General features: G+C 59.7%; 18 protein-coding genes and 4 pseudogenes. 7 read left to right on the top strand and 15 right to left on the bottom strand.

Features of this window, described 5'->3' with window-relative positions:
- Window positions 1–8: 8 nt before the first annotated feature.
- Both PQR53_RS29950 and PQR53_RS29945 read right to left on the bottom strand, forming a co-directional pair.
- Window positions 9–353 carry a TetR family transcriptional regulator C-terminal domain-containing protein gene (locus PQR53_RS29950; RefSeq protein ID WP_408462243.1) on the bottom strand — a complete coding sequence of 115 codons (345 nt, stop codon included), beginning with the start codon at window positions 351–353 and terminating at the stop codon, window positions 9–11.
- A gap of 55 nt (window positions 354–408) precedes the next feature.
- A pseudogene (locus PQR53_RS29945) lies at window positions 409–576 on the bottom strand (efflux transporter periplasmic adaptor subunit); the annotation flags it as partial.
- A 326-nt stretch (window positions 577–902) separates the two neighbouring features.
- Here PQR53_RS29945 and PQR53_RS29940 point away from each other — a divergent pair.
- The 4 genes from PQR53_RS29940 (at window position 903) to PQR53_RS29925 (ending at window position 5,227) form a co-directional block, all read left to right on the top strand.
- Window positions 903–1,370 carry a DUF3331 domain-containing protein gene (locus PQR53_RS29940; RefSeq protein ID WP_408462240.1) on the top strand — a complete coding sequence of 156 codons (468 nt, stop codon included), beginning with the start codon at window positions 903–905 and terminating at the stop codon, window positions 1,368–1,370.
- 508 nt (window positions 1,371–1,878) lie between these two features.
- Window positions 1,879–2,625: an SDR family NAD(P)-dependent oxidoreductase gene (locus PQR53_RS29935; RefSeq protein WP_408462237.1), complete on the top strand. Its 747-nt coding sequence runs from the start codon at window positions 1,879–1,881 to the stop codon at window positions 2,623–2,625.
- Between the two features lie 96 nt (window positions 2,626–2,721).
- The gene (locus tag PQR53_RS29930) at window positions 2,722–3,975 is read left to right on the top strand and encodes an MFS transporter (protein ID WP_408462234.1); all 1,254 of its coding nucleotides are present in this window, start codon (window positions 2,722–2,724) and stop codon (window positions 3,973–3,975) included.
- A gap of 262 nt (window positions 3,976–4,237) precedes the next feature.
- On the top strand, window positions 4,238–5,227 hold the full coding sequence (locus tag PQR53_RS29925) for a zinc-dependent alcohol dehydrogenase family protein (RefSeq protein WP_408462231.1): 990 nt from the start codon (window positions 4,238–4,240) through the stop codon (window positions 5,225–5,227).
- Between the two features lie 57 nt (window positions 5,228–5,284).
- On the opposite strand, the gene PQR53_RS29920 is transcribed toward PQR53_RS29925, so the two are convergent.
- The 13 genes and pseudogenes from PQR53_RS29920 to PQR53_RS29860 form a co-directional block, all read right to left on the bottom strand.
- Complete coding sequence (locus tag PQR53_RS29920; protein WP_408462228.1) at window positions 5,285–6,109, bottom strand: alpha/beta hydrolase; 825 nt, start codon at window positions 6,107–6,109, stop codon at window positions 5,285–5,287.
- 175 nt (window positions 6,110–6,284) lie between these two features.
- A complete protein-coding gene (locus tag PQR53_RS29915) occupies window positions 6,285–7,388 on the bottom strand; it encodes an alkene reductase (protein ID WP_408462225.1) in 1,104 nt (367 codons plus the stop codon).
- A gap of 367 nt (window positions 7,389–7,755) precedes the next feature.
- Window positions 7,756–8,134, bottom strand: a pseudogene (locus PQR53_RS29910) (DUF427 domain-containing protein).
- A 67-nt stretch (window positions 8,135–8,201) separates the two neighbouring features.
- On the bottom strand, window positions 8,202–8,951 hold the full coding sequence (locus tag PQR53_RS29905; RefSeq protein WP_408462222.1) for an SDR family NAD(P)-dependent oxidoreductase: 750 nt from the start codon (window positions 8,949–8,951) through the stop codon (window positions 8,202–8,204).
- A 160-nt stretch (window positions 8,952–9,111) separates the two neighbouring features.
- The gene (locus tag PQR53_RS29900; protein ID WP_408462219.1) at window positions 9,112–9,765 is read right to left on the bottom strand and encodes a glutathione S-transferase; all 654 of its coding nucleotides are present in this window, start codon (window positions 9,763–9,765) and stop codon (window positions 9,112–9,114) included.
- A 233-nt stretch (window positions 9,766–9,998) separates the two neighbouring features.
- The gene (locus PQR53_RS29895; RefSeq protein ID WP_408462216.1) at window positions 9,999–11,648 is read right to left on the bottom strand and encodes an MFS transporter; all 1,650 of its coding nucleotides are present in this window, start codon (window positions 11,646–11,648) and stop codon (window positions 9,999–10,001) included.
- 73 nt (window positions 11,649–11,721) lie between these two features.
- A complete protein-coding gene (locus PQR53_RS29890; protein ID WP_408462213.1) occupies window positions 11,722–12,495 on the bottom strand; it encodes an enoyl-CoA hydratase in 774 nt (257 codons plus the stop codon).
- Window positions 12,496–12,512: 17 nt separating this feature from the next.
- On the bottom strand, window positions 12,513–13,316 hold the full coding sequence (locus PQR53_RS29885) for an enoyl-CoA hydratase/isomerase family protein (RefSeq protein WP_408462210.1): 804 nt from the start codon (window positions 13,314–13,316) through the stop codon (window positions 12,513–12,515).
- A 23-nt stretch (window positions 13,317–13,339) separates the two neighbouring features.
- Window positions 13,340–14,539 carry a CaiB/BaiF CoA transferase family protein gene (locus PQR53_RS29880; protein WP_408462207.1) on the bottom strand — a complete coding sequence of 400 codons (1,200 nt, stop codon included), beginning with the start codon at window positions 14,537–14,539 and terminating at the stop codon, window positions 13,340–13,342.
- Between the two features lie 114 nt (window positions 14,540–14,653).
- The gene (locus PQR53_RS29875) at window positions 14,654–15,577 is read right to left on the bottom strand and encodes a LysR family transcriptional regulator (protein WP_408462204.1); all 924 of its coding nucleotides are present in this window, start codon (window positions 15,575–15,577) and stop codon (window positions 14,654–14,656) included.
- 143 nt (window positions 15,578–15,720) lie between these two features.
- Complete coding sequence (locus tag PQR53_RS29870; RefSeq protein ID WP_408462201.1) at window positions 15,721–16,395, bottom strand: SDR family NAD(P)-dependent oxidoreductase; 675 nt, start codon at window positions 16,393–16,395, stop codon at window positions 15,721–15,723.
- A gap of 95 nt (window positions 16,396–16,490) precedes the next feature.
- Window positions 16,491–17,972, bottom strand: coding sequence for an aldehyde dehydrogenase (locus PQR53_RS29865; protein ID WP_408462198.1), 1,482 nt, complete (start codon window positions 17,970–17,972; stop codon window positions 16,491–16,493).
- A 288-nt stretch (window positions 17,973–18,260) separates the two neighbouring features.
- A complete protein-coding gene (locus PQR53_RS29860; RefSeq protein WP_408462195.1) occupies window positions 18,261–18,656 on the bottom strand; it encodes a DUF427 domain-containing protein in 396 nt (131 codons plus the stop codon).
- A 453-nt stretch (window positions 18,657–19,109) separates the two neighbouring features.
- Between PQR53_RS29860 and egtB the strand changes: the two are divergent.
- From egtB to PQR53_RS29845, 3 genes and pseudogenes are all read left to right on the top strand, one after another.
- Window positions 19,110–20,309, top strand: a pseudogene (egtB, locus tag PQR53_RS29855) (ergothioneine biosynthesis protein EgtB); the annotation flags it as partial.
- A 54-nt stretch (window positions 20,310–20,363) separates the two neighbouring features.
- Window positions 20,364–21,260, top strand: a pseudogene (gene egtD / locus PQR53_RS29850) (L-histidine N(alpha)-methyltransferase); the annotation flags it as partial.
- Window positions 21,261–21,469: 209 nt separating this feature from the next.
- A complete protein-coding gene (locus PQR53_RS29845; RefSeq protein WP_408462192.1) occupies window positions 21,470–22,048 on the top strand; it encodes a TetR/AcrR family transcriptional regulator in 579 nt (192 codons plus the stop codon).

The following is a 22,048-nucleotide window of genomic DNA, read 5'->3' as shown; positions in this document are numbered from 1 at the left end:
ACGTAGGGTCAGAAACGTCCGCCGTCACGCTCACCGGCGTACCCCCTGACGGTTTGCATCAACAGCCCTTCGAGCTTGTCCAGATACACGCAGTCGGGATCGACACGCATGCGCAAAGCCGCACCCTCCATCGTGGCAATCACGAGCGCGGCCAGATCGTCGCAAGCGCAATTCGCGGGGATATCTCCGCGCTCGACAGCTTCCTGCAAACAGGCGGAAACGCTCGATTGGAGATGCGCAAACACCTCCAGCAGGCGCTGACGGATGCTCTCGCTGTGCTCGCTCGCCTCCACGCTGAAATTGCCGAGCAGACAACCCTTCCTAGTCCCGAACGGTTTATCGATCGAATGCAAGCGTTGAAATAGGCTTCGAGTCTCGCAAGCGGCGCGAGATCGCGTTTCAGCAAGGTATAAAGAGCGGATCGCCCTTCCTGACCAGCGCGCCATCCTCGAAATGGATGGCGACGATGGCACCCGAGACCTGCGGCCGAACCTGCACGTGCTCCACCGCCTCAATACGCCCGGAGTACTCCTGGTAGTCGGTGATGGTCATTGCTACGACCGTGGCGACACCGACGAATTCTGATTGCTTTGTGGTCCTCGATAAATCCGATTCGCACCGATACAGAATTCAGACCACACCAACAATGCATGACCACCGCTTGAATCTCAGTTGCTCTGCTGCCTCCAGTCCGTACTCCTGGCGCTGCCGTTCGCCCTCCATTGTTGGGCTCGTCTAAATGGAGTGTTTAAGCAGCCACAATTTATCTCAGCCGAATGAGGCTATACGATGCAACGAATGAGGTGCCGCTGGCCATAAACGCCGACCGGGATCTGCGCCGCGGCGAAATGAAACACTACGCCATAGCTGACCAGACGGATGGCGACGAAAGGAGACCCATCGTGAGTGCAATAGCGGCAACAGCAATGACAGGTGACGTCGACCCGTGGTCGCACATGGTCTTCTGGCTCGAAAAAATGGCTGAGTATGTCGACCGCCCCGATCACGCGCTCAACAATCGCACGCATCGTGCCGGCGCGATCAGCAGTCCCGTGCATCGCAGCATCGTAGCCGACGGGGAGCGGGCTAAGGTTGCGCCGGCGGTGACGGCGAGCATCACCGTGGTCGAGCGCTTCAGCGCGAACAGCGTTTCGATCACATGGCGGGATTCGCGGGCTGGCAACTATTGCGAGCAGCTTTGGGTCAGGCGCATCTCGCGGTCACAAGGGGTTTGCGCGCTCACTGGCGCCAGGATCGCGCGCGGTGACGCTGTCTACGGGCCGGCAAGTCGTGCCACGCGTCGCCCGATGAATCTCGCACAAATGATTCTCGCGAGACCTATTGAGGAAATTGGGCAGGCATCCTACTGAGCTCGCTGTGCCTCGCGCAATTCACCAGGTTTGTTCAACGGGCCGATCCCAACGCGTTCGCAAGCACTCCAGGCAATTTCATCCCGCCGGTCAGGCAGGCACTCCATGTCATACGGCTCAGCAGCAACCCGGGCTGAATCCGCTGAAACCGGCCGCACCGCCAGGTAACTCCGAGACGCCTGCGGACGCAAGATAGGTCCGACAGTGTCCCGGCATCAGCACGCGCGACTTTTGCAACGGCCGGGGGTGTGCTCGTGATTAACCGGACGCCAACCAAACGTGTACGGAAGTCCATCTTCATCTATCCATCCATCGTCCTGCGCCGCCGCGCTTCGCCCATGCTCACCGTGCATGGGCGCATGCCTCGAAAGTCTTGTTCAATTCGAGCGCCCTCCGCTAGATTGGGCAGCAAGCACATCCGCGACGCTTACCCCGCTACGACGCGTCTTAGCCCTGCGGGCTGCCGGTTTTCAAATCGCCTGTTACCTTCCTATACCTGCCTTTTGTCATGATCAAGCTCACGGGGAAGACCGCGTTGGTAACAGGCGCCTCCGGCAGCATTGGCCGCTCCAGCGCGCTCGCGCTTTCGCGAGCCGGTGCCCAGGTGCTGATTCATTACAAGCACAGCGATCAGGATGCGCAGTCGCTGGTTGCTGAGATTCGCACCGGCGGTGGCAACGCCCAGAAGGTCTGTGCGGATCTGAGCCGGTCAGACGGCCTGCACGGACTCGCCCGCCGCGTACGCGCCATCGTCGGGCATCGACTCGACATTCTGGTGATGAACGCAGGCATCTGGAAGGCGGGCAGTCTTGAAGACACGACCGTCGAGGACTTCGACGAATTGATGGCGGTCAATGTGCGCGCGCCTTACTTTTTGATGCAGCAACTGATGCCCGTGATGTGCAAGGGCACCAGCGTCGTACTGATTTCCTCGCTCGCGGCGCGCACATCGATCGGCTCACTGCCAGCCCATGCGGCTAGCAAGGGGGCGGCTGACGCGCTCGTACGCTACTTCGCAGCGAAGCTCGGCCCACGCGATGTACGCGTCAATGCGATTGCGCCAGGCATCGTCGAAACCACTCCGTCGATCTTCACGAATTCCGCTGAGGGTCGCGAATTCACTCTCGGAATACAGGCGCTGAAGCGCCTTGCGCATCCGCAGGACATCGAGAGTGCGGTGGTTTTTCTTGCCTCCGAATCGGCACGCTGGATCACCGGCGCCACGCTAAGAATCGATGGCGGCTCCAGGCTATAACCGCGGTTACGCCAAGCGCGGGTAAGTGCCGACATTTTGTGGGTCAGGCAACGGCTCATACAAAAATCATTGTTCGAGACGATCAGGAGACAGTCAATGAAGCGTTCCATCATTTCACCCACCGAGCGCGCCGAATTCCGGCGTAGTTGGCCAGTCCTGCTGGCGGCGACCGTCGGCTGCTTTTCGGGCCTCACCACCATCCCGTTCTACAGTCTTGGCAGCTTCATCACGCCGCTTCAGTCTGAATTTGGCTGGGGGCGCGGCGAAATTTCATGCTCTTTCCTCTATCTCACGCTGGTGCTCGCCTTGACCTCGCCAGTACTCGGTTATCTGATTGACCGCATCGGCGTTCGGCCGGTCGCGTTGGTGTCCATTCCGCTGCTCTCGCTGGTGCTCTTCCTGATCAGCCGCTTTGAAGGATCGATCAACGGCTTCCACGCACTGTATGGCGTCGCCGCATTGGTCGGCGGAGGAGCGACGCCGATTGCCTATAGCCGTGCGGTAAACGGCAACTTCGACACTGCCCGAGGCCTCGCGCTCGGCATTTCGCTCGCGGGAATGGGGCTCGCCGCCGTGGTGCTGCCCTCCATGCTTTCCGTGACGATCCAAGATCACGGCTGGCGCGCCGGCTATCAGCTCATTGCGCTGTTCACGTTGGTGCCATGGCCGTTTGTGTACTTCGGCTTCAAGTCCCAGGTAACCTCGAAACCGCGTGGCCATGCCGCGGAATTTACGCGCTCCGAAGTGCTGCGCACTGGTGTGTTCTGGAGTATGAGTCTCGCTTTCGCTGCGTCTGCGGTAGCTGTTTCGGCGCTGGTGGTACACATGACGCCGTTGCTACACGATGCTGGCCTGAGCGCGGCGGCCGTCGCACGAATCGTCTCGTTGATCGGCCTCGGCGTACTGGGTGGGCGGATAGTGGTCGGCTATCTGATCGATCGCTTCTTCGCCCCGTATGTTGCCGCCGTGCTCTTTTGCGGAACAGCGCTTGGTTGCACGCTACTGCTGTTCGCTGGCGTCAGCGTCGCGCCTGTCGCGGGGATGCTGACCGGACTCTCCCTCGGCGCAGAGGTCGATCTGATTGCTTATATGACGTCGCGCTACTTCGGCATGAAGCGCTACGGATTCGTCTACGCCATTGCCTACTCGATTTACGCCATCGGCGCTTCCTCGGGCCCAACGCTGGCCGGCCTGTCGTTCGATGCCACGCACAGTTACAACTCGATGCTGACCGGGGTGATTGCGTTGTTGATCGGTGCGGCCATCGCCATGTTATGTCTGCCCCGCTTCGAGCGCTTTTCAGATGGCCGGGCACAACTAACACCCCGTGACCAGCCCGCCAACGCCTAAGTCGACGACCCGACTCAAAAGTCGGGCGAGTTGGCATGTCGGCACCACCGAGCCACTTCGCGATTCCGCTCGTGCCGCGCGGTCCGAGCAAGGCGGAGCGGTTCCCACGGCGCGCGCACGGTCCCGCATGAACATATTGTTAAGCCATGCTGAATTGTATTAACAGCGCAAACCGATTTATCGCAGAGCTGCCGCCGCCCATAATTTCTCCGAGACACCGCACTCCGCGGTGCCCAACGTCCACGTGTATCGGAGGTATTCCATGGCAAAGATCGTCTCGTTCGCCCGGTACGGCGGTCCCGAAGTACTTCAATTCGAAGATATTGATGTCGCAACACCCGGCAATCGAGAAGTCCGCATCAAGGTCAAGGCAATCGGCCTTAATCGTGCCGAATCGATGTGGCGCACCGGTGTCTATGTCGAGCCGGTCAATCTGCCAGCACGCCTCGGCTATGAAGTGTCGGGCACCGTCGATACGGTCGGCGCGGATGTTACCCACGTTACCGTAGGCGACATGGTGAGTACCGTGCCGTCGTTCTCGATGAATGACTACGGCATGTACGGCGAACTGGTGCTCGCACCCGCACACGCGGTCGTCAAGCATTCGAAGCCGCTCTCCTTCGAAGACGCTGTGTCGATCTGGAATGTCTTCATCACACCATATGCAGCGTTCGTGGAAAGCGGCCGCGTTGCCGCTGGTAACAGCGTCCTGATTCCGGCCGCCTCCAGTGGGGTTGGTATTGGTGCTATCCAGATTGCGAAACTGATCGGAGCAATCCCGATTGCGCTTACCCGCACCAGCGTCAAGAAAGAACAACTGCTCGAGATCGGCGCCGCTCACGTTATCGCCACCGACGAGCAAGACCTGGTCGCGGAAGTCATGCGCATCACCGGCGGTAAGGGTGCGGACTTCGTGTTCGATCCGGTCGGCGGCCCCAACTTTCCGAAGCTGATTGCAGCAACCGCCTATGCCGGGACAGTGCTTGTGTACGGTGAGCTCAGCCCGGAAGTCACGCCGCTTCCGATGCTGCAGGTACTCGCCAAGCGCATCACGATTCACGGCTACAACCTGTTTTCGACCACCACCACACCTGAGCTGCAAAAGGCTGCCGTTGATTTCATTCTTGAGGCGCTGGCAGAGGGAAAGCTGAAGACGACTATCGCCCAACGCTTCAAGTTCGATGACATAATCGAAGCCCACCGCGTGCTGGAGAAAAACCAGCACCTCGGCCGGATTGTCGTCAACGTCTAGTCATACCGGTCCTCTGCTACATCGCGGAGGACCGTCCACCGCGCACGGCTTCGACGTTTATGCCGCCTTGCGTCTCGTCAGAGCATGACTTTCCAGATGTTTGGCGAAGAAAGCCGCGACATCCGCCAGCACGCCCACATTGTTTGCCAGCCCAGCGTGCGAAACTTCTGCGTAGGACACCTCTTCCGCCAGCACGCCCGCGCCCTTCAACCTGTTCGCGTAACACTGCGCTTCCCGGCGCAGCGGATCACGCCCCGCTAGCGCAATGAACGCCGGAGGAAGGCCGGCCAGCCGGCTCGACTCCAACGGAGCAGCATAGGGATGCAAATGCTGCATCGGCCCGGGTAGATAAGCGCGATAGCCGCTGGACCAGAGGTTCAGCTCGGCGGGGGTCGGCCCATGACGTTCTTCCGATACCCACGTCAGTCCAGGATCGAGTAACGGGGCCAAAAGCACCTGTGCGCCGATGCAAACGTTGCCGCGATCTCGCGCCATCGCAGCAATACAGGTTGCCAGATTACCGCCGGCATCGTGGCCGGCGAGGCCCACCCTGCTTGCATCCGCGGCGAACTTACGCGCATGCGCGGCCGCCCACAGAAGCGCCCGATAGCCATCTTCCGGCGCGTGAGGGAACGGCTTGGCGGGCGCAAGTGAGTAACCAACGGACACCACCCAGGCCGGCGTACTTCGTGCAATGGTCACTGCGGGAGCGTCCGCGTCCTCCAGACACCCACTTCTGAATGCCCCTCCGTGAAAATACAGCACCACAGGTTTCTGCGAACCACTGCCAGACAGACGGTAGCTTCTCAGCGTGATGGGACCGCCATGGCCCCTGATCGCCAGATCCTCGACGTCGAGACCGGACGTATTAAGCGAGATCATCTTGTCTGGTTTCCTAATTGATATACATCCGATATTCTTCCCCAGATGTATAGCATGCTCGCACTGGCGTTCATTGCGTGCCAGAGGCGTCGTGCGTGGCACCCGAGCCAGACAAAGATGATGAAGCAACGGCGCACGCGCCGCAGCTTCATCCAGGCGTCATGGCCCGTGGCTATCAGGCCGCTTCGACTTGCTGATCGAACGCCGGGTAGTCCGTGTAGCCGCGTTCCACACCTGCATAGAACGTGTCACGGTCGTAGTGCGCCAGCGGCTTGCCAAGACGCACGCGCTCCGGAAGATCGGGATTGGAGACGAAGTGACGGCCAAACGCAACGAGATCCGCCACGCCCGCCTCGATGACCGCGTTCGCGGACTCTGGCGTGAAGCCACCCGCAGCGATGATCGGCCCCTTGAACACAGCGCGTAGTTGTTGAGCGGCGACCGGTGGGCTCTCTGATACCGTCTCTGAACCTTCGACACGCGGTTCGATGATATGGAGGTAAGCCAGGTTGAAGCGGTTCAGTTGCTCGGCAACGTAACCGAACGTTTCGGCAGGGTTGCTATCCGACATGCCGCCGAACTTTCCACTCGGTCCCACACGCACGCCCACGCGATCGCCGCCCCAAACCGAAACCACCGCTTGCGTTACTTCCAGCAGGAAGCGCGCGCGGTTCGCAGCCGAACCGCCGTACGAGTCCGTACGCTGGTTCGATCCGGTTTGCAGGAATTGGTCGATCAGGTAGCCATTCGCAGCGTGAATTTCGACGCCGTCAAAGCCGGCTGCTTTGGCGAACTCTGCACCCAATCGGAATTCCTCCACCACACCAGCGATTTCCTCGGTATTCAGTGCGCGCGGTGCCGAGGACGGCTTCCATCCTTCACGCGTGTGAGAGAAGCTGCCCGATTCGATGGCCGAAGGTGCGAGCGGCTCGCCATTGCCCGGCAGCAGATCCGTATGCGATTGTCGTCCGGCGTGGAAGACCTGCAAGAAAATGCGTGCGCCCTTTGCATGCACGGCGTCTACGACACGCTTCCATCCTGCGACCTGCTCGTTCGTAAAAATCCCCGGCGCGCCGAAATAGCCGACGGCCCACGGCGAAACCGGCGTGGCTTCGGCCACAATCAGTCCGCCCTTCGAAGCGCGCTGCGCGTAATACTCGACCATCAGGTCGCCCGGCACATCGTTCTCACCCGCACGCATACGCGTGAGCGGCGCCATCACAACACGATGCGACAGCGAATAAGCGCCCAGACGGGCTTCAAGAAAAAGCTTTGACACAACCACCTCCGAAAGATGAAATCAGTTAAATCGGTGCCGGTCGCTCGGACATATAACGGGGATGCGAGGCCCCATAGAGACCCTTCCGTTTGATCCGGCGGCTCACCGATGGTCTGCACGGACTTCCGCTGAAGCCGGCAAAGACGACGTTCAGCTGCAACCACCACCGTAAGTCTAGGGAAATTGGCCGGGTTCATCATTCCCGCTGTTACCAATTTACTTGTTACGCAATCCGAATAATGCAGTTTCACGCTACGCATGCACCATGAAAAACGCCGCCCGTGGGCGGCGTTTTTCTTCAGGAGGTCCCCGGTTAAGGCGATCTGAGCTTTGTATCTCGGCACTCCCGCTGGCAGTACCGGGGCCGTCAGTTCACGGCGACCGTAATTGAATCCACACGGTCCGGGTAGAAGGCAAGGTGATCCTTGATGGCCTCGACCGCCGGAAACGGCTCTTCATAGGTCCACACGGCGTTCACCGAACGCTCACCCGCTGCGGGGATGCTGTAGTAACTACAGTCGCCCTTATACGGGCAATATGTGCTGAGCGAGGTACGCTCGAGCTTAGTCATGTCAACGTCCTTGCGCGGAACGTATAGCACTTCTGGATACTTCGCCTCCAGCAGAGAAAGCGCATCCATCGTGTCGGCAAATGACGGTGCCGTCCGCCGACACGATGACACGCGCGCCTTTACGCTCAATCGTGATCGGATGGTCGGCATTCGGAATCTTGATTGATTTTTCCATGAATAGCATTACCTCGAAATGGGAAGGACTTCCGGCCGTCAATGCTTCGGCCATCCGTAGAACCGAATCAAAACGCCGTCTTGCCGCCGTTCACGCCGATAATCTGACCGACCACAAAGGTCGACTTCGGCGACGCAAGGAACAGAACAGCGTCGGCAATTTCATCTGGTGTCCCAACGCGCCTGGCCGGCACACCGGCTTGCAATGCCTGCTTGCGCTCGGCACTCCCGGCAAAGCGGTCGAGCATGCCTGTTTCGACCGGGCCAGGCGCAACAGCGTTCACACGCACGCCAACAGCCGCAGCTTCCAACGCGGCCGCTTTCGTCAGCCCTTCGACGGCATGCTTGCTCGCGACATACATCGAAACACCCGGCGCGCCGCGGCTACCCATGGTGGACGAGATATTGATGATGCTGCCGCTCTTCTGCGCCAGCATCACTCGCATTTCATGCTTCAGACACAAAAGTGTGCCAAGCACATTCGTGTCGAACGCAGCCGCGTACGTCTCCGGGGTCTGCTCGACCACGGGTGCCGCCACGCCTTCCGTGCCGGCGTTGTTGACGGCTACATCGAGCCGGCCAAAGCGTTTAACCGCGAAATCGACAAGAGCCTGGACTTCGTTTTCGTCCCGCACGTCCGTCTTGACGAATTCTGCCTCGGCGCCGGCGTGCCCACGCAACTCGCGCACCAGTTCTTCGCCCGCCTCTGCGCGGCGTCCCGACACCACAATCTTCGCACCCTCGCGTGCAAACGCTACGGCTGTGGCGCGACCGATACCCGTCAGCGCGCCAGTGATAAGCACAACAGATTGACTCATGATGTTTCCAATAAATCGAAGAGGAATGACGGCGCAATCGTCTACTCATGAACGACGCTCGAGCCGGATACTGTCTGGGCTAACCCGGTTATTCATCTACATAGTGCTTTGCAGCAAGTACAGCACTGCGCGTCTGACCAAGGCATGGACGCCAAACCCGTTACGCCTTCGAAGCCGGACGACTCGACACCTTGTCGTACCATGCGTGCAACGCTTGGTGCTCGTCCGGGATTGCCATCTTCAAGCCACCGGCCGCGAAGTCGATGGTCACTAGCGTCGTAATATCGGCCGCCGAGAATTCGTCGCCCGCGACGAACGCGACCGCCTTTAGACGCTCATCGAAATCGGCAAAGAAGTTGGCCACTCGCAACTTGCTGCGCTCGACGATCTCCGGGATCTGTTCATAGGCATGTGGACCTGACAGGGCCCGACCTTTCAGACCGGCAACGGCATTTCGAACGCCTTCCATGACCGGCGAGAATCCGTCCAGTTCAGCACGGCGCTCCCACATGCTGATCAAGGCCTTTGTCTTGGGCGTCGTGCCCAACAAAGCGAGCTTCTCCGGATACGCTTCCTCGAAGTACCGCCAGATTGCCGGCACTTCGCCAATCGAGGTCCCGTCGGCCAGCACCAACGTGGGCACCTGGCGACGCGGGTTGATCGCTACGAAGGCGTCCGAGAACTGCTCCTTTGCCCCGAGGTCCACCCCTTTGGTCGCAATCTCGAGTTGCTTCTCCGCAAGGAAAATCCGGACCCGGCGAGCGTTCGGCGAAGCCTTCGATTCATACAGCGTGGGTGTGTTATCGGTAGTCATTGCGTGATCCTTCGTGGAATATAAAGCGTCGATTTGCCTTGGTGCAGACAGCAACGCTCGACGGGACAACCCTGTTCATCCGGCTTGCGCATCACGTCTCTGCAATCAAGGCAGGTTGCAATCCTGCTCAACGGATTATGGGACTTTTGAACGTGAAGATCAGTCGGGCGCGGACGAGAACACTATTCAGCCGAGCCCAATAATCGCAAGGCCACGCCAGTCGGACTATTTGTTCATTGGGGCCGTTCTGTCGCCGTACTTGCGGATCGGCCGAGTTCGGTCATTTGCTGCGCCCGCTGTTCTTTCAGGAAGACTCCGCCTATGACCACTGTGCTCAGTGTAAAAACCACCGGGTACCAGAGCCCCGCATAGATGTCGCCGGTTTGCGCGACGATCGCAAAGGCGATGGCTGGGAAGAAGCCACCCACAAGACCGTTGCCCAAATGGTAGGGAAACGAGAGCGCGGTGTAACGAATACGTCCCGGAAACATCTCGACAAGCGCAGCAGCAAGCGGCGCAAATACCATCGCAAGATAGACGCCCAACAATACGACTAGCAGCACGATCATCGGGGCGTTGACGTGCGCAGGATCGGCACGGACCGGGTAGCCCGCGGCGACGAGACCGCTTTGTATTGCAGTCACGGCCGCGCCTGCGTACCGGGTCCTGCCGATCGTGACGGTGACATGCGTGGCCCCCGACTCGTCTATTGCGCGATAAGGCACACCGCTTTGTGCCAGCAGCGCCTTGACACGGTCGCAATCGCTTTGCTCCTGCCGGCTGCCTAGCGGGTTGAACTGTAGCGAGCACGTCGCGCTGTCGGCTTCCACTGTGACCGGTGCGGACAGAATGGCCGATTCGAGCGCAGGGTTCGCATAGTGAGTCAGTGCGTGATAGATCGGGAAGAAAGTCAGCGCACCCACCAGACATCCCAGCATGATGATCGGCTTGCGGCCGACCCGGTCCGAAAGAGAACCGACAACCCAGAACAGCGGCGTAGTGATGACAAGTGCAATCGCGACATAGAGGCCAGCCGGTCCCGGATCCACGCGCAGGGTGTGCGTGAGGAAGAAGAACGAATACACCTGCGCCGTATAGATAACTGTCGTCACACCTGTCACCAGTCCGAACAGCGCGATCAGGACGACCTTGAAGTTGCGCCATTCACCGAAGGTTTCAGCGATCGGGCGCTGGGACGTCTTACCTTCCGCCTTCATTTTCTGGAAAAGCGGCGACTCGCTGATCTGCATCCGGATGTATAGCGAAATCGCCAGGATCACCCCCGAGAGTAAGAATGGAATCCGCCACCCCCAGCTCTCGAACGCGTCACCTGTCAGGCGACGACAGAAATACACCACCATGAGTGCGACCACCATCCCTAGGGGGCCGGTGGTCTGGATCCAGCTTGTATACGCACCGCGCCGGTTCGTCGGTGCGTGCTCAGCCACGAACACGGCGGCGCCACCGTATTCCCCGCCGATGCCCACGCCCTGCAAAATACGCATGAGAACGAGGAGCGCCGGTGATGCCAGGCCCCATTTCGCGTAGGACGGCAGCAAGCCGACGCAAAACGTCGCACCACCCATCAGGATCAAAGTGGCGAGAAACGTATACTTACGCCCTACCCGATCGCCAAGGCGGCCGAAGATGAGCGCCCCAAGCGGACGAAACGCAAAACCCACCCCAAACACCAGCAATGCGAAGACAAACTGTGCACTGCCGGTCAGCCCGCTAAAGAACTGCGTCGATATCACCGACGCGAGCGAACCGTACAAAAAAAAGTCGTACCACTCGAACAGCGTGCCGACTGTCGACGCGACCAATACGCGCGTCATTTCCCAACGCCCGGCCGCGCTTTGCGTCGCTCGCATGCCTTCCTCCATCTTGTGTCTCCTTGTTTCTGTATCTTCCTAACGGCTCAACCCCGAGCGGCCACTCTGATTCGCTCACCACGGTCTACGCGTTCCGCTTCCTTTCGAGGAATGCGCGCATCGCGACAGTGGGTTCGCCTGTTGCAAACGCTTCGCCAAACGGTTCGATAGTGAGTTCGATCGCTTCCGACAAGGGCTTCTCTTCCCACTCGTTGCACAGTGCCTTTTGCGTCCGGAGCGCCTGCGGCGGACACTCGAGAATGCTTTGCACTGTGCTCTCAACGCGCTCATCCAATTCGGTGGGATCGACCACCTCATTCAGCAAGCCCCATGAAAGGGCTTCATCGGCATTGATGGTTCGGCCGGTCAGCAACCACCAGCGCGTGCGTGCCGCGCCGATCTGGCGCGGCAACATGGCGGCATGCACGACAGACGGAATCCCGATCTTGACTTCGGGCATGGCGAACTTCGAATGATGCGTGGCAAGGCGAATGTCGCAGGCTGCGGCGAACTCTACGCCTAGTCCCAGGCACCAGCCGTCAATCGCGGCGATGACCGGAACCGGCAACATCCTCACGCTCTCGCAAAGCTCGCCGAGACGGCTGATGAACGCCCGTCCCGTTGCCGGCGCGAGCTCAACCATTTCCTTGATATTGGCGCCCCCTATCCAGGCGCGGGGGCCGCCCGTTATGACGAGACAGCGCAGATCGGGGTCGTCACGCAGCGAGTTAACCGCACGGGTCAGCGCCGTCATCTCATCGAAACCCAGCACGTTGATCTTGCCGGCCGCGATAGCCAGATATGTCACCCCCCGTTCGTCACGTGACAGCGAGAAGCAAGTCTTGTCATCCTTTTCCATTGTCAGTCCTGGTCGCTCTATGCATTTAACTCGTTGGACCCTGCCTGGGAATCTCGCACCCGGTCCGGGTCCCGCCTGCCGGAAAAAGCCGCAAGACCCGCGCGTGCTTCCTCACCTGCCGCCACATTGCAGAACTGCTCCACGGCTGCGGCGATGTCACGCCGATAGTTCTGGTCGATCACGGACATAAAGGCGGCGCGTCCGCGTCGCACTGTCTCGGCAGGCTTGCTTGCCAGTGTCTGCGCCAGTTGTCGCGCCGCGTCCAACACATGACCCTCCTCAACGACGCGATTGATCAGACCGAGTTCAAGCGCGTCTTGCGCCGAGATCGTGCGCCCCGTGAAAAGCAGATCGAAGGCGCGCTGACGACCGACAATGCGAGGCAGATGCACGTAATGGATCGCCGGCAACAAACCACTGTCAATTTCCGGGTAGCCGAACGTGGCGGCGGTGGACGCGACTACCAGGTCGCAGGCCACCGCGACCGTCATGCCCCCGCCGCGGGTCGCGCCCGAGACCGCCGCAATCGACGGCTTGCCCAGATTAAACTGGACGTCGAACAGATCGACATACAACTTCTGCAGTACGCCGCGCAGTTGCTGCGCTCCGTAGTCACGCAAAACCTTTAGATCGAGCCCCGCGCAGAAACGGTTGGCAATGGCGCTGTGCAGCAGCACGACACGCACTTCGGGATCTATGGCCGCGCGCCTCAACGCATCGAGCAGTTTCTGCAGGGTCGGCTCGTCGAGGGCATTGGCCGGTGCGCGCGCCAGGGCAATCTCTGCGACCGACTCGCGGACCTCGTAAATAATGGTTTCCATAGGTTCCAAGCGTCGCTCCCGGATCAGATGCCTGGCTCTCGAATGATGGCCAGCGCCTCCAGCTCACCCTGGTGGCTGCCCTGTCGCGGAGGCAGGGAACGGATCTCACCGGGTGTGCGCGAAAAGCGCACCGGGATATTCATCATCCGCACGGTGCCTTCAGTGGGGTGCTCGCGTTCAATGAAGAAATCGGTCTGCGCAAGATGCGGGTCATCGAGCAGTTCGTCTAGCGACAGGACCGCGGCGACTGGGATATCCGCAAGCTCCAGCAGGTTCAGCCATGCCTGCGTCGTACGCTCAAGCACAATCTCCGCGAGCGTTCCGTAGAGCGCGTCGAAGTTCGTGCTGCGAGACTTCGCGCTCGAGAAGCGCTCGTCCGCAGCCAGTTCGGGCCGCCCCGCCAGGGCGAAGAACCGGCTCCACTGACCGTCCGTGTACGGCAGCAAGCTGATGTAGCCATCCTGGGTCTGATACGGGCGCCGATGCGGCGAGAGGACTCGTCCGTAGCCCATCGGCCCGAGCGGCGGCTCGAACGCCTCGCCGCCCAGATGCTCGATCAGTGCAAACGACACGAGCGTTTCGAACATCGGCACTTCGATCGCCTGGCCGCGCCCCGACTTCTCGCGTTCGTACAGTGCCATGGGAATCGAATACGCGAGCGTCAGCCCCGCGACCTTGTCAGCCATAATAGTGTTCACATAGGCAGGCACACCGCTGTTGTGGCCTTGCAAACTTGCAATCCCGCTCATCGCCTGGATGATGTCGTCGAATGCGGGCCTTTCAGCGTACGGACCCTGCTGCCCGAAACCCACTGCCGCGCAATAGATGAGACGCGGGTTATCCGCCGAGAGCGACTCGTAACCGAGACCCAGCTTTCGCAGAGCACGTGGACGCACGTTCGAGACGAACACGTCCGCGCCCTCAATGAGAAGCTTGAGCGCTGCGAGGTCGGAAGGATGCTTCAGATCGAGGGTCACGCTCCTCTTATTACGGTTCAAACTCATGTAGATGGCACCCATCCCATTTGAGCTTGCCGGCGCGGCGTGGCGGAAAACGTCGCCCTCGGGTGCTTCGACCTTCAGCACCTCCGCGCCCATGTCTCCAAGAATCTGGGTGGCGTAAGGGCCCATGCCGACAGAGGTCAGATCCACCACCTTGATCCCTTGCAGTGGACCAAACGGTCGTTCAGACAGGCGGGCGAGCTTTTCGGTTTCGTGTGTCATGGCAGAGGACTGTGTGATGAGATCCTGATATCTGCCTTCATGTTGAACGCACGGGCTTATTCCGACAATCGACTTAATGTTATGGACTGATCGTGTTGTGGAATGAGTCTACGGCTACCTCGTAGACGAGCGCGGCGGCACATCGAGCCTGGGGAGTACTTCCTTCAGGAGTTCGATGAATTTCATCGCAGCAGTCGACGAGCGTGCGTTGCTGCGACGGATCAGCGAAAGCGTGCGCGTGTCTTTTTTGCCCGGACGAATTGGCACTGTAGCGATACCGAAGTCATGACTGTACCGGGCAGCGTATTCAGGCACGACCGCAACTCCAGCACCGGCTTTGACAAGCCCGAGCAGCGACGTGAGCGCGCCTGCTTCGAGCATCGGCCTGGACTTGATCTCCTCGTTTTCCACGATTTGCTGCACGATTCGGCCCATATTGTTGTCCGCGCGCAGCATGATCAGGTCTTCCTGCGCAATGCGCTCCCACGTCACAGGGCCTTTGCTCGCTAGCGGGTGCGAAGTGGGACACGCGAGACAGAGGTGATCGCGGTAGACGGGCTCGACCAACAACTTCGGGTGCGGCCTGTCGATCGCCACCATGCCGAAATCGACCTTGCCGTTCATCACGTATTCAATGGCGAGATCCGTGGAGATTTCGTGTACCTCGATTCGGACACCTGGATACAGCTTGTGATATTGCGCCATCGCCTCGCAGAGGAGAGAGTAGACGATCATCGGCGCAGCCGCGATGCTGAGCGTGCCTTTTCGAATAGCAGTGAGATCCGACAGGCTGCGGGTAGCGGCGTCCAAGGTACCCAGCAATTCGAGCGCGAAACCGTAGAGGTCCTCGGCGCCGTCCTTCGGTTCGACCCGGCGAGTGGTTCGTTCGAACAACGGAAAGCCTACTTCTTCTTCCATCTCCGAACACAGCTTGCTGACCGCGGACTGCGTCATGTGCAGGGCTTGCGCGGTGGCCGTGAAGCTTCTCAGTTCATAGAGTTTGACGAAGACCTTCAACTGCCTGAACGTGAGATTCATGCTCCCCCCGAGACGCCCCTACGGGGCGCGCCACTTCGCCGAAGCCATCCTTTCTTCTTCCGCGCCGATTGTAAGCGATCAAGAAGACGCAAGTGGCCTCCGGTCCCGCTCACGCGTGGAAAGGTTGCACCCAGCGAGGGTGTTCAAACCGTCCAACCGCCGGCGAACGGAATGGTCTGCCCATAGAAGAAGTTGCTCTCCGGGCCGGCCAGAAACAGCACGGTCTGTGCGCATTCGCGCATCGAGGCAAGACGCCCCGCCGGGCATTCGGCCAGACGGCCACGGAAGTCCTCAGTCTGCTGATATTCGGGCGGGAAGTAGGTGGGATTGTCGACGTAAGTTTGGGCCGTTGCGTTGATATTCACGTGCGGCGCTACTTCGAGCGCCACGTTGCGCATGTACGCGAGTTGCGCCCCGCGGGCGGCGCCGTAAAGCGCCACACCGCCCGCCCTGCCACGTAACGCAGAGGCGCTGCCTGTCACGACGATCTTGCCGCTTTTCCGTTCGAGCATCTGCGGCAGTACCGCGCGCACGAGGCGATGTAGCGGGTAATAAATGCCTTCGATCGTGCGCATCATTTCCGCATCATCACGCTCAACCGCCGGGGCGAACTCGAACGGAACCGCCAGATTGGCGATCAGCACGTCAACGCGGCCCACCGACTTCACCAGCCTGTCGGCGGCGTCGGGCACAGACAGGTCGCTGGCATCCGGGAACACCTCGGCCCCCTCTTCGCGGAACAATTCCACAATCGCCGGTCCGCTGTATTTCTGCCAATCGGTGACAATAACGCGCTTGCCCTCCAGACGTCCTGCCATGTTCGTCTCCTTCATGTCTCAATAGTGTGTCCGCACCGCCGTGCCGTGAAAGCGCACCGCCGGTCTCTGTGCGTGCATCGTCCCGCATTCGAACATCAGACCTTCATCATGAACGGATCGGCGATCTCGTCGCCCAGTTCGCACCAGACGCTCTTCGTCTGCAAGTATTGGTTGATCGCTTCGATGCCGTTTTGCCTGCCTATACCGCTTGCCTTCATGCCGCCGAACGGCGAGCTGTACGACATGGCGCGGTAAGTATTGACCCAGACCGTGCCTGCCTTGATCCGGCGCGCAAGCAGGTGGGCCCGTTTGATGTCGCGAGTCCAGATGCCGGCGCCAAGACCGTACGCCGTGTCGTTCGCCATCCCGGCGACCTCCTCGAACTCCTTGAACGGTGTAATGGCGAGCACTGGGCCGAACACCTCGCTTTGCATTAATTCGCTGGAGGCAGATGCATGTTGCAAAATGGTCGGCTGGAAGAAGAATCCATGCGGCAGACCCGGGACATCCGCAAGGTCGCCGCCGCATAAAATCTCGGCGCCGGCGTCGGCTGCGCGCGCTACCATGTCGCGATTTTTTTTCAGCTGCGCAGCAGTCGCAATCGGACCCATCTGCGTAGCCGTGACCATCGGGTCGCCTAAGCGAATTTTCCGGGTGCGGGCCACCAGCCGCTCCACCAATTCGTCGTAGATTGACGCATGCACATAGGCACGGCTTCCCGCGATGCAGGTCTGGCCGGCTGCGGCGAAAATACCGGCCAGGATACCCGTCTCGGCCTGGTCAAGATTGACATCGTCGAACACGATGTTAGGACTCTTGCCACCGAGCTCGAGCGTGCAGCTGACCAGCCGCTCGCCGGCACGCGCGGCAATCGCACGGCCTGCCTGGTCGCTGCCGGTAAAGCAGATTTTCTTCACGAGCGGGTGGGCGACGAGCGCCTCACCAACCTCGCGCATGCCGGTCACGACGTTGATCACGCCTGGCGGCAGGCCAGCCTCATCCGCGAGCTTCGCGAGTTCGATTGCAGACGCCGAGGTCACTTCGGACGGCTTGATCAGGATCGTGTTGCCGGCTGCCAGCGCGGGCGCGATCGACATGACCGTAAGGAAAATCGGCGAATTCCATGGCACGATGACGCCGACCACCCCCAAGGCTTCGCGCAATGTATAGTTCAGCACACTGGTCTGATCGAGCGGAATGACGGAGCCTTCTATTTTGTCGGCGAGTCCGCCGTAGTAGTACATCCAGCCTTGCGTCGCGCGGATCTGCGCTGTCACCTCGAAATGGAGCCGGCCATTTTGCGCCGTATCGAGTTCGGCGAGGCGCTCCGCGTGCTCACCGATCAGATCGCCCAGTTTCATCATCAGACGGCCGCGTGCGCTGTGCGACAGAGTACCCCACTTGCCGTTAAACGCGCTGTCCGCAGCGCGCGCTGCTGCGTCGACATCCGCAGCGTCGGACAACGGGAATGTCCCCCACTGCAGGCCGGTGGTTGGATTCTCGGACGTAAAAGTCTGTCCGGACCTGGCCGCAGCCTCTCGGCCGCCATAGTAGTTGTGAAATGATTTGATTGACATGTCTCGCTCACGATGCGGTCTCCCGCTCTGAATGCCCAAATGCGGCGGAAGCGAGCGCAACTGAAGAGACTCCGTTGCGTCATCGAGATCCGCCACGCCCGTTGCCCCTGGCGTTGTTGACCCATTCTGTCCCGCTGCTTTTATTCCAACAATCTACTTAAGTTCATAGATTCATCTGAAGCTGGAATAAGTCTCAATGCTCGATTGCGTAGCGATGGATTTGCGAACGCCTCGTGTGCTAAGCCGGGGCGATAACGCGATGTAATTGAGCCAGGAGAGCAGGCCCGCTCAACGCAGTTGTAGAAGCGTTGTTAAAGGTTGCCGTTCAATTGTGTCGACTCGGCGGGCCCCGAATGCGAGGTAACGCCCGACTCCCATTGCATCAGTTGCGAATGAATCCTGCCACGCAACGCGCAAGATCTTTGTTGATCCACACTCGAAATCGAACCAGCGCTTTGAGCTGATTTGCGCGGGCATATCAATACCGTCAGATGGCCTAAGGAAATGCATATCGACATCTTCAGACGGGATCAGGTAGCCCGAGTCCGACCGTTGCTCGATCGCATACGCTGCCCGCGTGTCAGCGATGACCCGGCCGGCAAGTCGCACGACAATCCGGTGCGGGCTCACGCGCGCGACACCCTGCCTGATGACGTCGATAAAATAGTACGTTGGCTGCAGCATGAGGATGAGTGGTTAGTGGGTCAGGGCCATCGAGAATCATGGCCGGACCCGCGCATAACGCTTTGGATACGTCGGCGAGTCTAGTTCAACATGCTGTGGCTTTTGTTAAGGGCAATCCCAATTCACATGTCGAAATTTAGCGAATAATCTTCCCGCTAAATCGCCGGCGCCCGCACCGGTCAAGGCAATCCGTCGCGCCTGCACCGTCATGCGTAGGTCCATGCCGTCATTCGACGCAGCGCCAGAACAGCAAAATTCCCGATTCCTGGTTAGCATGTCTCGTCACCCATTTGGCTCTTCGGATTGGATAGCCGGGTCGCCTGTTCTACAGCGCTCATCCCATAAGACCCCGGTAAACAACAACTGCTTGCGTCAGTTCCCGAACAGACGCGGCCTGTCCAAGCCAACAGGCCGCATTGCGACTATGTCAAACAACCGGACGTGAATAAAACTATGAACGCAAGTGATCGGACGCTGCTCGCATCGGACCTTCTCAACGAGACGTCTAGCCGTTACCTGATGGTGCGCCGTCGGACAGAAGCGCTCGCGGCAAAGCTGACGGCAGAGGATATGGTCGTCCAGTCCATGCCGGACGCAAGCCCGACCAAATGGCATCTCGGCCACACGACGTGGTTCTTTGAGACATTTCTGCTGATCCCCCACCTCGCGAGCTATCGTCCGTTCGACGATAGCTACGCGTTCCTATTCAACTCGTACTACGAGTCATTCGGTGCGCGTCAGGCACGGGCGTTCCGCGGGCTGATGACTCGCCCGGCGGGCGCGCAAATCACTCGCTACCGGCGCTACGTCGACGACCATATGCTGGTGTTGCTCAGCAGTGCAAGCGTATCGGCACTGGATGATCTTCTGAGGCTCGGCTTTGCCCATGAGGAACAGCACCAGGAACTGGTCCTCATGGACATCCTGCATCTGTTCGCCCAATCGCCCCTCCATCCCGCTTACGAAACTAGCCACCCGAATCCGCCGCCAGGACGTCGCGGCAAATATGTGACGCACCAGGGCGGTCTCACCGAAATCGGCCACCCGGCAGGCTCGTTTGCCTTCGATAACGAGGGACCGCGACATACCGTCTGGATTGCGCCGTTCGAAATCAGCGACCGCCTCGTAACCAATGGGGAATGGCTCGAGTTCATGAACGCGGGGGGATACGAACGCGCTGATCTGTGGCTGTCGGACGGCTGGGCGCTCGTGCAGCGCGAAGGCTGGAACGCACCGTTTTACTGGCGCGAGTTAGGGTCGAAATGGAGCGAAATGACGCTTGCCGGATTGCAGAACGTCGACCCGGACGCGCCCGTCAGCCATCTCAGCTACTACGAAGCGGCCGCGTTTGCGCTATGGTCCGAAGCGCGTCTGCCTACCGAGGCCGAGTGGGAATTGGCCGCCAACCTCGGTTCCCTCGAACAGGTCGACGACGTGGCCTGGCAATGGACGCAAAGCGCCTACAGCCCCTACCCCGGCTTCAAACCTAGTACTGGTGCCGTAGGCGAGTACAACGGAAAGTTCATGGTGAGCCAGATGGTGTTAAGGGGCGGCGCGATCGTCACCCCATTGGACCATACGCGCCCGAGCTACCGTAACTTCTTTTATCCGCATCAGCGCTGGATGTTCTCCGGACTTCGCCTTGCACGTGACAAAGCCGCTGCCGCCGTAAAGCCTCTTGATGCGTCCGGGTTCGGAGCAGACGTACGGGCCGGTTTGTCGCGTCATCCGAAAAGTCTCGCGCCAAAATACTTCTACGACGCTGAGGGATCGGCGCTGTTTGACGCGATCTGCGAAACGCCAGAGTACTATCCGACCCGTACCGAGACTGCCTTGCTTACCCGCATTGCTGCAGAAATTTCAGCGGAGTTTCCTGCCGGCACGAGGCTCGTGGAGTTCGGCAGCGGCGCGAGCGAAAAGACCAACATCCTGCTGGCTGCTGCGCATAACGTGAGCGCCTACGTGCCGATCGACATCAGTCCGGTCGCCCTTGAAGCGGCGGCCGCGCGAATCGCGGCACGCTTCCCCGCACTGGCGGTAACGCCGGTCGCAGGGGACTTCACGAAACCGCTCACGATACCCGCTGCGCGCAATGCGGGCACGCTCGTGGGTTTTTTCCCCGGCTCTACAATCGGCAATTTCACACCCGCCGAGGCCAGCGATCTGCTCACCAGTTTCCGGCAGTTGCTTGGCGAGCATGCCCGACTCATCGTCGGCGCGGACCTGATCAAGGATCAATCGACACTAGAAAAGGCTTATAACGACGCGCAAGGTGTCACGGCACAGTTCAACAAGAACCTGCTCAAACGTATTAACGCTGAGTTGGGCGGCAATTTCAATCTGTCTTCGTTCCAACACCTTGCTATCTGGAACGCCGAACAAAGCCGCATCGAAATGCACCTGGTGAGCCTTGCGGATCAAATCGTGCGCGTGGCGGGTCAATCATTCACGTTTGCGCGTGGTGAGCGATTGCACACTGAAAACTCCTACAAGTTTTCGATCGAGTCGTTCAGCCAGCTTGCAACCCGTTCCGGCTGGCGCGTTTCTCGCCAATGGACGAGTCCTCGGCCGGAATTCGCCATCTTCGAGTTGGTAACGGCCTAACAGCGTTCCTTGCAACATTTCAGGACCAGGAGTTGCGCCTCGCGCCGCTCCTGGTTACCGTGCGCACGGGCATTTGGGCGAACCACCAGATCGCATCGCCTCCCTTTCGGAATACGCGTGTTACCAAGGTCACCCATGTTCGCGGCATGCAGCGACGAACCTGTCGCCTGGTTGCGAAATAATATGTACGGACGTACAATTTTTTCACCATGGCGAAACCTTCACACAAAGACACCTTGATCGCTCAAGGCCTGCGCGTAGTCCACGAACGCGGGTACAACGGCGCCAGCGTCAGAGACATCGTGCAGGCAGCGGGCGTGCCTCACGGATCGTTCACCAATCACTTCGTTTCAAAGGAAGCCTTCGGACTCGAAGTGATCGAGGTGTACCTATCCGAAGTACGCGGCACGCTGCTGCAGACACTGTGCAACGATGAACTCGCGCCGATGTTACGCCTGCGCAAGTACATCGACATCAACATCAAGCACGCCAGCCAGAATGACTCCCGAAACGGCTGCCTGTTCGGTAACTTCGCGCTTGAGGCCAACGAGAGCGAAGCGATTCGGCTACGCATCAACGAAATATTTTCAGAGGTGCAGCGGTGTGTCGCCTACTGTCTGTCCGCAGCAGTCGAAGCCGGCGAACTGAGATCAGGCACAAACTGCGATGGACTGGCGAGCTTTATTGTGTCGTCCTTGCAGGGCGCTTATCTGATGGCGAAGTCGCAGCGCAATCCGGCGCCACTCGTTAATTTGAAGGAAATACTCTGCTCCGTTGTCTTGAAGTAG

It is taken from the genome of Paraburkholderia fungorum, assembly GCF_046027605.1.
Taxonomy (GTDB): Bacteria; Pseudomonadota; Gammaproteobacteria; order Burkholderiales; family Burkholderiaceae; genus Paraburkholderia; species Paraburkholderia fungorum_F.
The sequence above is the reverse complement of the archived record's forward strand: the minus strand, read 5'-3'. Positions and strand labels throughout refer to the sequence as shown.